The sequence below is a fragment of the Comamonadaceae bacterium OTU4NAUVB1 genome (assembly GCA_024372625.1).
GTDB lineage: Bacteria > Pseudomonadota > Gammaproteobacteria > Burkholderiales > Burkholderiaceae_C > Variovorax.
The window spans coordinates 121621-136257 of sequence record CP099603.1; the positions used below are offsets into that span (position 1 = coordinate 121621).

A 14637-nucleotide genomic window follows, 5' to 3' on the forward strand; every position below is an offset into this window, starting at 1 on the left:
CGTGGCCCCGCCGACGGGCCGGTCTCGCCGGCGCCGCTCAAGCCAATGCGTGCCGTTCACGCATCTCGGTGATGGCGTCCCGACCGTAGCCCAGTTCGGCCAGCAGTTCGTCGGTGTGTTCCCCGAGGGTCGGTGGATCGAGCCGCACGCCGAGCCGTTCGCCGTCCATCGACAGCGGGAAGAGGGCGGTGCGCGCGGTCTGCCCGGCGCGCTCGCCGTCGGGCAGCCGGATCTCGGCCAGGCCGCCGGTGGCCAGCAGGTGCGGATCGTCGTAGAGGTCCTCCGGCCGGACGATGGGCGCGAAGGGCAGGCCGTGGCGCTCGAAGATCGCCGACAGCTCGGCCGCCGTGCGTGGCGCCAGGCGCACGCGCAGGTCGGCCAGCATCGAAGGCCGTGCGCGCACGCGCAGGTTGTTGGTCGCGAGCGACGGGTCGGCGAGCAGGTCGGCGAAGCCCAGCGCCGTGCAGAAGGTCCGCCATTGCGCATCGCTGACGGCGGCCAGGAAGATCTGCTCGCCGTCCTTCACGGTGAAGACGTCGTACAGCGCCCAGGCCGAGATGCGCTCGGGCATCGGCGCGGCGGCCTCGCCAGTGATGGCGTACTGCAGCATGTGCTGGCCGACCAGGAAAACGTTGTTCTCGAACAATGCCGAGCGCACCCGCTGACCGCGTCCGGTCTCGCGACGCTGCATCAGTGCGGCGAGCGCGCCGATGGCGCCGAACATCCCGCCCATAATGTCGTTCACGCTGCTGCCGGCGCGCAGGGGGTCGCCGGGCCGGCCTGTCATGTAGGCAAGCCCGCCCATCATCTGTACCACCTCGTCCAAGGCGGTGCGGTGCTCGTAGGGGCCAGGAAGGAATCCGGCATGGTCGACGTACACCAAGCCCGGATTGAGCCTGGACAGCGCTTCGTGGTCGAGGCCGTAACGCGCCATCACCCCGGGCTTGAAGTTCTGCGCCACGACATCCGCGCCCACGCACAGGCGCAGCGCCACCTCCAGACCCTCGGGCGTCTTCAGGTCGAGGGCGATGCTCTTCTTGTTGCGGTTGAACATTGGGAAGAAACCGGCGCCCGCGCCGAGCAGGCCGCGCGTACGGTCGCCCTCGATGGGCTCGACCTTCACCACGTCGGCGCCCAGGTCGGCCAGCACCATGCCGCAGGTCGGGCCCATCACCATGTGGGTGAACTCGATGACGCGGATGCCGGCCAGCGGCAGCGGTGCATGGGCCGCGCGGCCGGGAGCGGCGGCGTCGGGGCGAAGGAGCGTGGTGTCGGGATCGGTCATGGCGTCGATGGCGGTCATGCGCTGGCGGCGGTCTGCGGCGCCGCGACGGCGGCCGCGGGCGTGGCCGGCACGAAGGTCTTCGGGAAACCAGCGCGCCACAGCGTGCCCTGCAGCGTCTGGCCAGCCAGCCAGACGGCGAGGCGCGCGCGCAGGTCCAGCAGGGCCTGCAGGTCGATGCCGGTGGCGATGCCCATGCGTTCGAGCATGAAGGCGACATCCTCGGTGCTCACGTTGCCGCTGGCGCCGGGGGCATGGGGGCAGCCACCGATGCCGGCGAGACAGGCGTCGAAGCGCGTGACGCCGACTTCCAGCGCGGCATACACATTGGCCAGCCCCATGCCGCGCGTGTCGTGGAAGTGGCCGCACCAGACGCGGTCGCCAGCGATGCGGATCGCCTGCTCGAACAGGCGGCGCACCATCGCGGGATCGGCGTAGCCCACCGTGTCGGCCAGGCTCACGCGATCGGCGCCGGCGTCGAGCAGGGCCTGCATCAGGCGCAGCACCTCCTCGGTCCTCACTTCGCCCTGGATCGTGCAGCCGAAGGCGGTGCCGACGCCGCCGTCGATCAGCGTCCTGGAGCCCGCCGCGTCCCGGGCGGCGCGCATCCGGCCGACCTCGGCGACCACCTCGTCGGGTGTCCTGCGCAGGTTGGCCAGGCTGTGCGCGTGGCTGGCCGACAGGGGCACCATCATCAGGTCGGCGCCACCCTCGATGGCGCGTTCGGCGCCCTTCAGGTTGGGCACCAGCACCGAGGCGAAGACGCCGGGCAGCGTCCTGGCGAAAGCCAGCAGCTCGGCCGTGTCGGCGAGCTGGGGCATCAACCGTGCCGGCACGAAGGAGCCGACCTCGATCTCGTGCTGCCCCGCCGCGTGCGCGGCACGGATCCATTCGATCTTGATGGCCGTGGGCAGCACGACCGGGATGCTCTGCAGGCCGTCGCGCAGGCCGACCTCGCGGATCACGGCGCGCAGCGGCGCGGCGGCACGGGGCTCGCGCTGCGTCTGGGCGAGCGTTGGGATGTGGTCGTTCATCGCGTCTGTCTCCTTGTGCCGTCATCGTAGGAATTCCAGACCGCGATGCGACGCAATCTGGGAACATGCAGGATTCCCGATCGGAACATCACGGGGCGTGTCGCCCGCTACGAAGGGCCGCCCCGATGAGAGACCTCGACCTGACCACCCTGCGCCTGTTCGTCGCCGTGTGCGAGACCGGGAGCCTGAGCCGCGCCGCCGAGCAGGCGCACATCGTCGGCTCGGCGATCAGCAAGCGCCTGGCGCAGCTCGAGGGCGGCCTGGGCACGCCGCTGCTGGTGCGCCGTCGGCGCGGCGTGGTGCCCACGCCCGCCGGTGCGACCCTGCTCGAGCACGCCCGCGTCGTGCTCGCCGGTGTCGACCGCCTCGGGCGCGACATGGCGGGCTATGCGGGCGGCGCGCGGGGAATGGTGCGGGTGCTGTGCACGTCCTCCGTGCTGGAGGAATCGCTGGCGCACGACGTGGCCGACTTCCTGCGCCTGCCGGCGCATGGAGACATCCAGGTCACGATGGAGGACCACATCAGCTCGCAGGTGGTGCGTGGCGTGTTCGAAGGCACGGCCTCGCTGGGGCTGTGCTGGGACGCCGTCGACACGCAGGGTCTGTCGACGCGGCCCTACCGCACCGATCGGCTGGCCATGGTGATGCACCCGGCGCATTCGCTGGCGGGTCACCAGCAGCTGCACTACGCGCAGACGCTGGCACACCAACAGGTCGGACTGCCCGCCACCACCATCCTGCAGATCCTGCTGCGGCGGGTCGCCGCCGAGCAGGGCCTGCAGATCCAGAGCCGCGCCACGGTGTCGAACTTCGACGCCGCGCTGCGCGTGGTGCAGGCCGACCTCGCCCTGGCGGTGGTGCCGGTCGAGGTGGCCGGCATCTACGCCGGTGCCGTGGGGCTGCGCGTCGTTGCGCTGGCCGACGCCTGGGCGCGGCGACAGTTCGTCGTGTGTTTCAAGGATCAGGCCACGCTGTCCACCGCTGCGCGGTTGCTGCTCGAACACCTTGCCAACCGGTCCGACCAGCACGGCGATTGACGGACCGGCGGGCGATCGACGCAGTTCGCCGCCAGGCGGATCCCTTCGCGCCTCACGACGCGACGACCACCACGCCATCGTCATCCATGGCGACGAAGTCTCCGGACTTGAACGGCACGCCCCGCAACGTCACGACGTCTCCGGAGTCGGCAGCGAAGCGGCCTCGCGCACGTGCGGGCGAAGTTCCGAGCGCGAAGACGGCGAAATCCCCGCGTTGCAACGCATCGGCGTCGCGCACCGCGCCGTGGATCAGCGCACCTGCCCAGCCGTTGTCCCGTCCCAGGGTCGCCATGCGGTCGCCGAGGACGGCCACGTCCAGGGACCCGCCGGCATCCACCACCAGGATCCGGCCTTCGCCAGGCTGGGCGAGTCGCAGCCGGATCGGCTCGGCGTCCTCGAAGGTGCGCACCGTCACGATCCTGCCGGCAGCGCGCCGGCATCGACCGAACGAACGCCAGGGTCCCGGGCAGATGCGCGCCCCGGCGCCCTCGCTGTCGCAGAGGTCCGCGGTGTTCATGCGCGTTCCGGCTTCAGTCCAGGGTGGCGCCGGACTGCCTGACGAGCTTCTGGTGCTTCGCCAGTTCGGCCTGCAGGAAGGCGGGGGCCGCGTCGGGACCGGTGTCCAGCACCATGAGGCCCTGGCCCGCGATGGCGGTCTGCGCCTCCGGCGCGTGCAAGGCGGCCTTGATCGCCGCGGCGTAGCCGTCCACCAGGGTCCTGGGCAGCCCGGCGGGGCCGATCAGGGCGATCCATGCGTCGAAGCCATAGCGCGGCGCGCCGGCCTCGGCCATGGTCGGCACGTCGGGCAGGGCGGTCGAGCGGCGGGTCGTCGACACCGCCAGTGCCCGCAAGGCGCCGGACTTCACGTGCGGCGCGACCTGCGACACCGAGACGAAACCGAGCTGCACCTGCCCGCCGATCAGGTCGGTGACCAACGGGCCCGTGCCGCGGTAGGGCACGTGCTTCATGTCGACCCCGGTCTCGCTCACCATCAGCTCGCCGGCCAGGTGCAGCGTGCTGCCGTTGCCCGCGGAGCCGTAGTTCAGCGTCCCGGGCTTCGCCTTCGCCAGGGCGACCAGTTCACCGAGGGTTTTCGCCGGCACGGCCGGATTCACCACCAGCACCAGCGGCACCGTGGCCAGCACGGCGATGGGCGTGATGTCCGTCAGGCTGTCATAAGGCACGCTCTTGTAGATGCCGGGATTGATGACGTGGTTCGACGAGATCATGCCGAGCGTGAGGCCGTCCTTGGGCGCGCGGACGATCTGCGTCGTGCCGGGAATACCGCCCGCGCCCACGAGGTTCTCCACCACGACCGGGTGGCCGGTGGTGCGGCCGAAGCCGGGCGCCAGGGCCCGTGCCACGGCGTCGACCGTCGAGCCCGCGGCCAGCGGCACGATCAGGCGGATCGGTTTGTCGGAGGCCGGGGATTGCGCGCCCGCGACGAGCGAGGCCGTCAGCAGCGTCGCGCCGATCAGCGCGCCGAGCGAGCGCCGGGTGATGACTGGGTTCATGGGGTGTCTCCGTGGTGGTGTGCGTGCCGACGCTGCAGCGATTCGAAGGACATCAGCTCGCCGGCGATCGCGCTGGCGGCCACCGTCGGTGGGCTGGCGAGCCAGACCTGGCCCGGCCCGCCACGCCCGGGAAAGTTGCGGTTGATGGCGCTCACGGTGACTTGGTCGGCGGTGGCCGATCCCCCCGGGCCGCAATTGCCGCAGGCCCCGCACGAGGGCTGCAGGATGCGCGCGCCGACGCGCTCGAACGCGTCGAGGTAGCCCGACGCGATGCAGTGGTCGCGCACCGCGGTAGTGCCGAACTGCAGGTACAGCCGCACGCCCGGTGCCACGCGCAGGCCGTGGTCGACGGCCCAGCGCAGCACGGCGTGGTAGTGGTCGAAGTCCTCGCGCTTGCCCGCCGTGCAGGAGCCACCGTAGGCGATGTCGACGCGCACCGGGCCGGGCACCCGCGACAGCGCCAACCCGTTGCCCGGGTCGCCCGGCGACGCCACCATGGGCGCGACGGCCGCGCAATCGACGGTGATCGTCTCCGCGTAGCGCGCCCGCGCGTCGCTGCGCATCCAGGGCTCGATCGCGACGTCGATGCCGCGCCGCTCGCGCAGGAAGCGCACCGTCTCCGCATCGGGCGCGACGATGCCGGTGAGGCCGCCGAGCTCCGCCGTCATGTTGGTGAGCGTCGCGCGCTCGTCGGTGGTCAGGCCGGCGACCGACGGGCCGGTGAATTCGAACACCGTGCCCACGCCCCCGCCCGAGCGGATGAACGGCTCGGCCAGGAGGTGCAGCACGATGTCCTTGGCCGTCACGCCCGGCGCCGGTCGGCCCTCGAGCACGATCCGCAGCGACTGCGGCACCGTCAGCCGCACCGCGCCGGTGATGAAGGCATTGGCCATGTCGGTGGTGCCGACGCCGAAGGCGACGCAGCCGAGCGCGCCGCTGTGGGGCGTGTGCGAATCGGTCCCGACCACCACCTGGCCCGGGAGGGCGTAGTGCTCGGCCATCATGGCGTGCGAAATGCCCGCGACGTTGGTGCCGTCGTCGGCGGCGGCCTCCGGCTCGGTCAGCGTGCGGTGGCTGCGCAATCCGTAGGACGCCACGAAATCGCGCTGCGCCTGGACCATGCGGTGCACGTTGGGCACCAGGCCGCCGCGCACGTGCGCCGGGCTTTCCTCCACATAGGACGTGTGGTCCTCGAACACGACGATGCTCGCCGGATCGTGCAGGGCGAGCGGCCGGCCGAAGGTGGCGTGCAGCATGTGCGCGGCCATGCCGGTGTAGTACTCGTGGATGAAGCGCCAGTCCGCCCGCACGAAGGCGCCATCGCCGGGCGCGGGGTCGGCCGGGGTCAACTCGGTGGCCAGCGCGTGGCGATCGACGATCTTCTCGAACAGCGTGCGCGGCCGGGTGCCCGCGTCGGGCGCGCGCCGCATCCGGCGCATGTGGGTCTGGCCGAAGCGCAGCAGGCCGCCGCTGCGCAGGATCGAGCCGGCCAGCGCGTCGCGTCCCGCCACCAGTTCGTCGAGCGCGATCGCCTCGCCCGCAGCGATGCGGTCGATCAGGCCGAAGTCGGTGGAGGTGAAGAGCCCGATGTTGTCGGCGTTCTGGCGGTAGATGCGCTCGAAGGTCTCCGCGATGACCAGGCGGACGCCGGCGAGCCGTTCCGCCGCCGGACTGTGTTCACGCGACGAGCCTTTGCCATAGCGCTTGCCGGCGACCACCACCTCGATGCCCGAGGCGCGGATCGCGCCGACGCCGACGGGCCGCTCGCCGGATGCCTCGAAGCCCACGTACGGGTGGCGGCCGAGCGCGTCGTCGTAGTGGGTGAGGATCGTGATCGGCGTGATCTCGTCGGTCGAGACGTCGTCGCGCAGGGGCCGGGCGTCGCGCAGGGACACGGTCCGGCCGGCCAGGACCTCGCGGATCGCCTGGGGCGACCGGCTCAGGAAAAGGATTCGCGGAAGGAATCGCAACGCCGCCTCGTGGGCGGCTCGATCGGCAGGCGCAAGGGCTGTCATGCCCCGATGCTGGCGGACCGAGGCGGCGCGGCGAAGCGCCGAAACGGCACAGGGGCTCTCGCGCGTCGCGAGATCCTCGTTTACCCGCGCAACGCCTCGATCAGCGCCTGCACGACCCGTGGCTGCGGCGTGCGGTGCAGCGCGTAGAGATGCAGGCTGCGCGCGGCCCAGGGCTCGTCCAGCGGCCGACGCACGAACCGGGGATTGCCGGCGTAGGCCGCGGCGGCGCTGGAAGGGATGACGGCGATGCCCAGGCCAGCCTCGACCATGCGGCAGACGGCGTCGAAGCTGCTCACCCAGACCGTGGGCGCGAAACGCGTGCGCATCGCCTCGGCACGCTCGTGCAGGGTGCGGTCCAGGGCGCCGCCCTGGTGGACGCCGATGACCGGGTGCGCCAGCGCCTGGGCGAAGCCGACCTTCCTGGCGGCCGCCAGGGCGTGACCCTGCGGCAGAACGACCTGCAGCGGATCGCTGGCGAAATGCCACGCGTCGATGCCGGAGGCCACCGGCGTTTCCACGCCGACGCCCACGTCGGCGCGGTCCTCCAGGCAGGCACGGATCACGTCTCGCGTGTCCGCCTCGTGCAGCGACACCGTCGCGCCGGGGTGCCGGCCCAGGAAGGCCTGGAGCCGTTCGGGCAGGAAGCCGACCACGGCCGACATGTTGGCGTGCAGCCGGACCGTGCCGCGCGCCTCGCCCGCCTCGCTCTGGACTTCGCGCAGCAAGGCCTGCAGGTCGTCGTCGAGCTTCGTGCCGCGATCGAACACGAGGCGACCGGCATCGGTGAGCAGGACGCCGCGTGGCGAGCGCACCAGCAAGGCCGTGCCGAAGGCGTGTTCGAGGTCCGCCAGGCGCCGGCTCAACGCCGAGGCGGCGATGTGTTCCTGTTGCGCCGCGCCCACGATGGAGCCCGCGCGGGCGGCGGACACGAACAACCGCATGCTGTAGGGATCAATGCGCAAGGTCAGGAGGACTCCGATCAACCCGTCTCGTGGGGGCTTCACCATACTCGCGCGGCATTTTCATGCCTGTCCTCGTCGAGCCGCGGGCGCTGGTCGTCTCGGCGCCGGTCGCGTCAGGACCACCCTGGACAGCTGCCTGGTGCGGGTCGAGCTCGACAACGGTCTCGTGGGCTGGGGCGAGTCCTATGGCGCGCAGCTCGACGCCATGCCGGCCCTCTTCACGGGCTGCACCGAGCCGCTCGCGGTGGGGCAGGATGCCGGCGATCGCCGCCTGACATCGACGATTCAGCAAGGGGCGCTGCCTTCCATCGTCCTGGAAGCCGTGTTCCTCATGAAAGCGCGGCGGCATCGTTGCCGCTCCCTCTGGATCAATCACGTCGGCAAGGCGCGCGAAGCCGGTCTGGACGACGACACGGTGGCTGCATTGGGTGACGGTTCGATTCCCGCGGCGCCGGCTGCCGTGCGGGCCGCCGCTCACTTCGAGCAGGCTCTGGCCGAAACGCATTGCGTGCCGCAGCCTCTGTACGACGACGTGGCCGCCGAGTTGGGGCCCGTGGCCGGGTGGACCTCATGGTCTTCCGCGGCTTTGCGGCTCTGGTGGCATCGATTCTCAACGTCCGTCAGCCCGAGACGCCCGAAGGTGCCGAAGCACCGTTCTGAAGCCCGGTTTCGTTCGCAAGCCACCCTTTTTTCACACCGACAGCGAGGGCCGCGAATGTGACGCGTGCATCGCAGGTGCGGGTCGTCGAGAAAACCAGCGCACGCCACCGCGACAGCGCCGACGGCCCAGACGAGCGGCAAGCCGACGCCATGCCAACGTCGGCCGCCGTCGCTAGCGTCGGGCCGGCGTGTATTGAACACGGCTGACATACCGCGGCAGGCTCCAGGCGCCACCGGCGAATCCCCGGCACATCGTGTCGCCCGCTTCGCGCGTGCGAACGAAGCCCTGGCCATCGAAGTGCGCTTCCTGCACCCAAAGACAGTCGGCGATACCGCGTCCCTTCTGTAGCGACGTCACACTGCCGTCCTTCGCATCGAAACCGCCTGTCGCCTCGAGGTGCCGGACGGCATGGGGCGGCTTGTCGTTGGCGATCCACAGGAAACTCTGGTCGTTGTAGGCACCGGTGCCACACGCCAGCGACACCAACACGCTCGCATCCGTGAGGCGATCGACCGTGAGCGCCTTGGCGTCGATGCGCTCAGCTTGATTGCACGAGGTCCGCGCCTCGCGGAGGTCGAGCTTCGGAAAGATGCGTGCAGCCAGGGCCGCGTCGCCCGGACGGGTCGCGACAGGCCGCACGGCCTTCACCACGGGCACGGGCAACGGCGACAGGACCGAAGACTCCGGCTTGCTGCCCCGCTGGACCAGCGCACCGGGCGTATCGACACGACCCTGCGCCTCGTCCATCTTGAGCAGGACGGCGTTGAGCCCGAGCAGCGAGACCACCCAGCGCCCGCCGCCTGCGGAGGTCACCACCGCCTGCTCGGCACGCATCAGTTGAGGCAGCAGGCTGCGGGCCTGCGCTTGGCTCAGGCGCGCCACTTCGGTGCCCAGGCCGCGTATCTCTGCCGTCCCTGCCTTCAGGCTCAGTGGTCCCCGCACGTCGTTTTCGCCGCCGACCTGCACATCGATCTCCACCTTGGTCGCCGGTCCGGCCGATCGCGTGAGCAGGATCGACGCCGGCTCCGAACTCCCGGCCTCGGGCTGGTAGCCGGCGGCACGGCAGGTCCGGGTGTTGTCGCAGGCGACCTCCCAATCCTTGTAGGAGAACGATGGCGCTTCGCCGTCCGCCGCCGCAGCGTGAAAAGTGGACAGCACCGCGGCGGCTGCGACAGCCAGCAGTGACGCGTTGCGCTGCCATCTCGAGACGGACGTATTCATGTGACGAGTCGGCTTCCGCGGCTTCCGTGGCTTCGCGCGCACGTGCCACGATGCCCGGTCGACCTTCAGAGGTTGGCCTGCAGCCATTTCACGACCGTGGCAGGACCGTGGCCACGATAGGGCACTTGGTAGCGGAAGACACCGCCGTCGAGGGATTCTTCGGCCTCGCTCGCACCGTTCGCTACGATCACGCGCTTGATCTTGGCCTGAACGGCCTGCTTGCCTGCATCGCTGCGGCAGACCTGCTTCAGCGCGTCGGTCGCATTGGCCAGATAGGCCCATGGACTCTGGTTGTTGTCGTCTTCGGCGACCCGGGAATAATTCGCGTCGTCGATCTGGGTTCCGCAGGCCTGGTTCGTTTCCTTGGCGAGCGAGGCGACTTTTTCCCAGTCCCGGGAAATCATTTCCTTCTGCTTCAGCATTTGCGCATCGGCGCCGGATGCGACCATCAGGGCGCTGGAAAGAATGGAAGCCGCTGCGATACCGAGCGCGAAGGCTTTTTTCATGGATGAGAAGTGGAGGGATTGACACGCACAGGGCACCGACGGTGCGCTCGTCATCCTACCGGTACCGGGTGTCATGGCATCGCCGATGAGCCTCCGCGCGGACGGCGAGAGCGATGCCAAGTCCCGCCTGCGGCGGAAGTCTCGCGCCGGGGATGAGACGTGGTGGCCTGACGCCGGTGGTCGGACCTTCGATCTTCCACGGACACCCGTGCCGTGCAGGCCTTCAGGGCATTCCTGCGTCGGCGGGTCCATGTGCAGGACCGGTCGACGACCTCCGCCTGGCCGTGCGGGGATCGCTTCAGCCCCCATGGGCGATGTTCCGACACTGCAGGTACCTGCGCCAGTCGGTCAGATGACCGACCTCGCCCTCCGGCACGCACGCGAGCACACGGTGCAGGACGCTGGTGTAGCTCGACGATGGAAGGCGGACCCATAGGCGCACGCGCGGCGCGGCATTGCCATAGGCACCACCGGGATGCAGCAATGGCTCGCAGCGAAGCACACCCGTGCGTTCGCAGGACGACAAGGCGCGACGGACGCGGAACGCGTCGACCGACGGAATGGTGAGATCGAGCACCTGGAATGCATCGTTGTTGGTGGCCCTGGCGGTGGCGGCATGGTCTCGATAGGCGGCGTAAGCCATGGATTTCTCATCTGGAAAAAGGGAAATTCATTGTCTCGAGACCCACGAAAATACAGTACAAAGATTCAAATGAGTGGCGACAAATTGGCGTAAACAGGCGATCCGTGTTGCCGCGTTTCGTCGATCGCTTCGATCTGCGCCGACGCTGTCTGGAACCGATCCTGCGGTGGATGCCTGGTCCAGAACCGGCGGTGCCCGCGCGATGGCGCCGAACGCCGCCGACCTGGAGAAGCTCGGACGCCGGACAGCGTCACCATCGCGCGCACCCGACGCTCTCTCCTGATCCCAGCGACGGTGATCCCTTCGGACGCAACATGTCTCATGAAAATCAATGCCGAAGCACCTCTCGCCGGTGACGCGATCGTGGCCCGCTGCATCGGGCGACACCGTCTGCTGCCGACCGACCGTGATTTGACGGACGGTCTCTTGCACCCTCGGGAGGGGAGGTCGTCGGGTTCGACGAACGCCATGGCGAGCGGCTTCGATGCAAGACCCTTGAGAGAACCGTCGGGTGGCGCAGCGCCGTTGAATCCGGAGGCCAGGAGTGACCCAGCTGCCAGATGGCTCGTGGGCCATCGGGGAACTCAGGATCGGTCTCAAGGCGGGTTCAGGAATCCGCGGGTCGTCTGGAAACGATGGGAGCTTTCTGCCACCACTTCGGCCATTCCGTGAATCGACCTGGCCACGCAGAGAAGTCGCTACTCCCCCCAGCCAATGATTGATGGACGCCTGTCGGCGGATCGAGCTTCATGCGCGTCATCAGAACGCCTGAAACTTTGGCGGATTTCGTGATTCATTTGTCGTTTACGCAGCCGAGGCGGGTGCAGAGAATGAATCATGACCCTCTCCCGCCACTTCGACCTTCTCATTCGCAACGGTACCGTGATCGACGGAACAAAGGCGCCCCGATTCGAAGCAGACGTCGGAATCACCCACGGTCGGATCGCCGCTATCGGGAACCTCGCCGAAGCCACTGCCGCGCAGGTGGTCGACGCCACCGACCTCATCGTTGCCCCGGGGTTCATCGACTCCCACACACACGATGACCAGGCCGTGCTCTCACACGCCACGATGCCCTTCAAGGTTTCACAAGGCGTCACCACGGTGGTCGCCGGCAACTGCGGCATCAGCGCCGCACCGCTTCGGGAAGGCATGGATCTTCCCATGCCGCTCAGCCTTCTCGACTCGCCGAGCACGGGCCGCTTCACCTCGTTCGCTGCCTATCTGGACGCGTTGCGCGCCGCTCCCTCGTCCGTCAACGTGGCTGCCATGGTCGGCCATTCGACGCTGCGTGCGCTCACAATGGCCGACATCGACCGCCCCGCCAACGACGTCGAGATCGCAGCCATGCGCGCGCATGTCGAAGAGGCCATGCAGGCGGGGGCCATCGGGGTGTCCACAGGTACTTTCTACCCGGCCGCGGCCAAGGCCACGACCCGGGAGATCATCGAGGTATGCCGCCCGCTGACATCGCGCAAGGCGCTGTATGTCACCCACATGCGCGACGAATCCGATCAGATCATGGAGGCCTTGGAAGAGACCTTTGCGATCGGTCGAGCGCTCGATGTACCGGTGGTCGTGTCGCACCACAAGGCCATGCACAAGGCCAACTTCGGAAGGACGAAACTGACCTTGCCCGTCATTCGCGAGGCGATGCAGCACCAGTGCGTGTCGCTTGACTGCTACCCCTACACCGCGGGCTCCACCGCGCTGCGCACGGACCGCGGCATGCTGGGTGGCCGCGTGCTGATCGCCAGCAGCGAATCGCATCCCGACCGGGCCGGGCAGGACCTGGACGACATCGCCATCGAATGGGGTGTGGGCAAGGAAGAGGCCGCGCGCCGCTTGCAGCCTGGCAGCGCCATCTACTTCATCATGGACGAAGACGACGTGCAGCGCGTGCTCGCATTCGACGAAACCATGATCGGCTCCGATGGCATCCCCCTCGGCACCAAGCCGCACCCGCGCCTCTGGGGTACTTTTCCGCGTGTGCTGGGCCATTACAGTCGCGACATCGGCCTGTTCCCGCTGGAGACCGCGGTATGGAAGATGACCGGCTTGACAGCGCGCAACTTCGGGTTGCACGAGCGCGGCACCCTGAAAACCGGACATTGCGCAGACCTCGCGATCTTCAATGCGCTGCGGGTGCGCGATACGGCGAGTTATGAGAAACCTGACGAACCCGCCGACGGCATCGAAGCCGTCATCGTCAATGGCGTTCTGACCTGGCAAAACGGCAAGCACACGGGCGCGCGCCATGGACAGGTGATCACGCGCCACGGCCCTGGGAGGGCATGAGGAATGAACGACGAAGGATGCATTCGCGCGGCGAGGGCCGCCTCCAACTTGGCGATCGCCCGCAAGGACGTCGAAACGATCGCCAGCTTCTGGACGAAAGACGTTCACGTGCTCGGCTCGGTGTCGTTGCAACTGTCGGGCATCGAAGCCAATCGTCGTTTCTACGAGGAACAGTTCGCCAGACGACCGGACACGACCTACAAGCGCACGCCCCTCGTCGTGCAGGTCATGGCGACGTGGCGGGTCGCGCTCGAATCGGGTGAATGGGCCGGGACCTGGACCGATGCCGACGGTCCGGTTCGGGTCGGTGGAAGTTACATGGCGCAATGGCTGCTGGAGGACGCGGGTTGGCGCATCCAGGGGGAACTCTATGTGCCGACGTCTTGCGTGGGAGGTGCGTACTGCGCTCGTCATCCGGTCATTGGCTGACACCTCGTAGCCTCTTCCGAGGCAACACGTCACCCATGTCGGCAATGCAGCTCGCGAAACAGCAGCGGCGTCATCCCGAAGCGCCGGTCGAAGGCCTTGGAGAGTTGCGAGGGCGTCGAATAGCCCGTCTTCGCTGCGATCTCCTTGAGAGAGATGCCCAGGGCCAGCAGGCTGCGAGTGTGGTCCAGCCGCAGCGTCTCGACAAAGCGGGCGGGTGTCGTGCCGGTGGAGCGGGCGAATTTACGCAGGAAGGTGCGTTCGGACATGGCGACCCGTGCCGCAAGCCGGGGCACGTCCAGGGTTTCCGAAAGATGCTCGTGCATCCAATGGATCAGAGCGGAAAACGGGGCATCGGCATGCATCTGCGCATCCAGCACGGGGCTGAACTGTGACTGGTAGCCCGGTCGGCGCGCGTACAGCACGAGACGCTTGGCAATCGCATTCGCGATCTCGCCACCGAGGTCCGCCGCCACCATCTCCAGGCTCATGTCGATGCCGGTGGTGACCCCCGCAGAAGTCCAGATGTTGCCGTCGTTGACATAGAGCGCATTCACATCCACTTCCGTGTCCGGATACGCTGCCGAGAGTTGCGAACAGGTCGACCAGTGGGTCGCCACGCGCTTCCCACGCAGCAGGCCGAAGTGTGCGAGTGCGAAGGTGCCGGTGCAGATCGAGCCGTAGCGACGCGCGTTGCCGCATGCCTTGACCGCCCAGCGCTGCACCACCCTGTCGTGTGCCATCGCCATCAGCGCCGTGTGGTCGCCCCCTGCGATCAGCAGCGTGTCGACGTCCGAAGCGGACACCTCGCCGATCGGTTGCGTCGCCAGTTCGACGGCACTGCTGCTGTGCAAGACACCGCCTTCGGCCGAGAGGATGTGTACCTTGTAGAAAGGCGAGCCTTGCGCGTCGTTGGCTGCCGCGAAGACTGACGCCGCGCCTGCGACGTCCAGGATCTGCACGCCCGCAAAGGCAAGGATGGCGATGTGTCGGGGCGATGACATTGGCGGATATTAACTTTGCTTTGTCATTTACGCC

General features: G+C 68.6%; 14 protein-coding genes. 4 read left to right on the top strand and 10 right to left on the bottom strand.

The features are described 5' to 3' along the window. Positions 1–37: 37 nt before the first annotated feature. Positions 38–1177 (bottom strand): CoA transferase, encoded by a 1140-nt coding sequence (locus tag NF681_00595; protein ID UST52615.1) that lies wholly within the window; start codon positions 1175–1177, stop codon positions 38–40. A gap of 122 nt (positions 1178–1299) precedes the next feature. Beyond that, entirely contained in the window at positions 1300–2316 is a 1017-nt protein-coding gene (locus NF681_00600; GenBank protein UST52510.1) for a hydroxymethylglutaryl-CoA lyase, read from the bottom strand. Positions 2317–2441: 125 nt separating this feature from the next. On the opposite strand from NF681_00600, the gene NF681_00605 reads away from it, so the two are divergent. Further along, a complete protein-coding gene (locus NF681_00605; GenBank protein UST52511.1) occupies positions 2442–3353 on the top strand; it encodes a LysR family transcriptional regulator in 912 nt (303 codons plus the stop codon). A 52-nt stretch (positions 3354–3405) separates the two neighbouring features. Here the strand turns inward: NF681_00605 and rraA are convergent, their stop codons facing one another. The 4 genes from rraA to NF681_00625 form a co-directional block, all read right to left on the bottom strand. Further along, on the bottom strand, positions 3406–3870 hold the full coding sequence (rraA, locus tag NF681_00610) for a ribonuclease E activity regulator RraA (GenBank protein UST52512.1): 465 nt from the start codon (positions 3868–3870) through the stop codon (positions 3406–3408). Between the two features lie 13 nt (positions 3871–3883). Beyond that, the gene (locus NF681_00615; GenBank protein UST52513.1) at positions 3884–4867 is read right to left on the bottom strand and encodes a tripartite tricarboxylate transporter substrate binding protein; all 984 of its coding nucleotides are present in this window, start codon (positions 4865–4867) and stop codon (positions 3884–3886) included. After that, positions 4864–6882: an aconitase family protein gene (locus NF681_00620; protein ID UST52514.1), complete on the bottom strand. Its 2019-nt coding sequence runs from the start codon at positions 6880–6882 to the stop codon at positions 4864–4866. Before NF681_00620 ends, NF681_00615 begins: the two co-directional genes overlap by 4 nt. 80 nt (positions 6883–6962) lie before the next feature. Further along, positions 6963–7889, bottom strand: a complete 927-nt coding sequence (locus NF681_00625) for a LysR family transcriptional regulator (GenBank protein UST52515.1) — start codon at positions 7887–7889, stop codon at positions 6963–6965. A 94-nt stretch (positions 7890–7983) separates the two neighbouring features. Here NF681_00625 and NF681_00630 point away from each other — a divergent pair, with 94 nt between their 5' ends. Continuing rightward, complete coding sequence (locus NF681_00630) at positions 7984–8565, top strand: hypothetical protein (GenBank protein UST52516.1); 582 nt, start codon at positions 7984–7986, stop codon at positions 8563–8565. Positions 8566–8676: 111 nt separating this feature from the next. Here the strand turns inward: NF681_00630 and NF681_00635 are convergent, their stop codons facing one another. The 3 genes from NF681_00635 to NF681_00645 form a co-directional block, all read right to left on the bottom strand. After that, positions 8677–9726, bottom strand: coding sequence for a DUF1176 domain-containing protein (locus NF681_00635; GenBank protein UST52517.1), 1050 nt, complete (start codon positions 9724–9726; stop codon positions 8677–8679). Between the two features lie 65 nt (positions 9727–9791). After that, positions 9792–10232 (bottom strand): hypothetical protein, encoded by a 441-nt coding sequence (locus NF681_00640; GenBank protein UST52518.1) that lies wholly within the window; start codon positions 10230–10232, stop codon positions 9792–9794. Between the two features lie 298 nt (positions 10233–10530). Beyond that, positions 10531–10875, bottom strand: coding sequence for a hypothetical protein (locus NF681_00645; GenBank protein UST52519.1), 345 nt, complete (start codon positions 10873–10875; stop codon positions 10531–10533). 837 nt (positions 10876–11712) lie between these two features. Between NF681_00645 and NF681_00650 the strand changes: the two genes are divergently transcribed. Further along, positions 11713–13173: a D-aminoacylase gene (locus tag NF681_00650; GenBank protein ID UST52520.1), complete on the top strand. Its 1461-nt coding sequence runs from the start codon at positions 11713–11715 to the stop codon at positions 13171–13173. A gap of 3 nt (positions 13174–13176) precedes the next feature. Beyond that, entirely contained in the window at positions 13177–13602 is a 426-nt protein-coding gene (locus NF681_00655; protein UST52521.1) for a DUF4440 domain-containing protein, read from the top strand. Positions 13603–13631: 29 nt separating this feature from the next. On the opposite strand, the gene NF681_00660 is transcribed toward NF681_00655, so the two are convergent. After that, positions 13632–14603, bottom strand: a complete 972-nt coding sequence (locus NF681_00660) for a helix-turn-helix domain-containing protein (protein UST52522.1) — start codon at positions 14601–14603, stop codon at positions 13632–13634. Positions 14604–14637: the final 34 nt, after the last annotated feature.

Excerpts from the sequence above, each read along its gene's own strand:
- NF681_00595 (UST52615.1), bottom strand. The coding sequence starts at position 1,177 with ATGGTGATGGGCCCGACCTGCGGCATGGTGCTGGCCGACCTGGGCGCC.
- NF681_00600 (UST52510.1), bottom strand. The coding sequence starts at position 2,316 with ATGAACGACCACATCCCAACGCTCGCCCAGACGCAGCGCGAGCCCCGT.
- NF681_00605 (UST52511.1), top strand. The coding sequence starts at position 2,442 with ATGAGAGACCTCGACCTGACCACCCTGCGCCTGTTCGTCGCCGTGTGC.
- rraA (UST52512.1), bottom strand. The coding sequence starts at position 3,870 with ATGAACACCGCGGACCTCTGCGACAGCGAGGGCGCCGGGGCGCGCATC.
- NF681_00615 (UST52513.1), bottom strand. The coding sequence starts at position 4,867 with ATGAACCCAGTCATCACCCGGCGCTCGCTCGGCGCGCTGATCGGCGCG.
- NF681_00620 (UST52514.1), bottom strand. The coding sequence starts at position 6,882 with ATGACAGCCCTTGCGCCTGCCGATCGAGCCGCCCACGAGGCGGCGTTG.
- NF681_00625 (UST52515.1), bottom strand. The coding sequence starts at position 7,889 with ATGGTGAAGCCCCCACGAGACGGGTTGATCGGAGTCCTCCTGACCTTG.
- NF681_00635 (UST52517.1), bottom strand. The coding sequence starts at position 9,726 with ATGAATACGTCCGTCTCGAGATGGCAGCGCAACGCGTCACTGCTGGCT.
- NF681_00640 (UST52518.1), bottom strand. The coding sequence starts at position 10,232 with ATGAAAAAAGCCTTCGCGCTCGGTATCGCAGCGGCTTCCATTCTTTCC.
- NF681_00645 (UST52519.1), bottom strand. The coding sequence starts at position 10,875 with ATGGCTTACGCCGCCTATCGAGACCATGCCGCCACCGCCAGGGCCACC.
- NF681_00650 (UST52520.1), top strand. The coding sequence starts at position 11,713 with ATGACCCTCTCCCGCCACTTCGACCTTCTCATTCGCAACGGTACCGTG.
- NF681_00655 (UST52521.1), top strand. The coding sequence starts at position 13,177 with ATGAACGACGAAGGATGCATTCGCGCGGCGAGGGCCGCCTCCAACTTG.
- NF681_00660 (UST52522.1), bottom strand. The coding sequence starts at position 14,603 with ATGTCATCGCCCCGACACATCGCCATCCTTGCCTTTGCGGGCGTGCAG.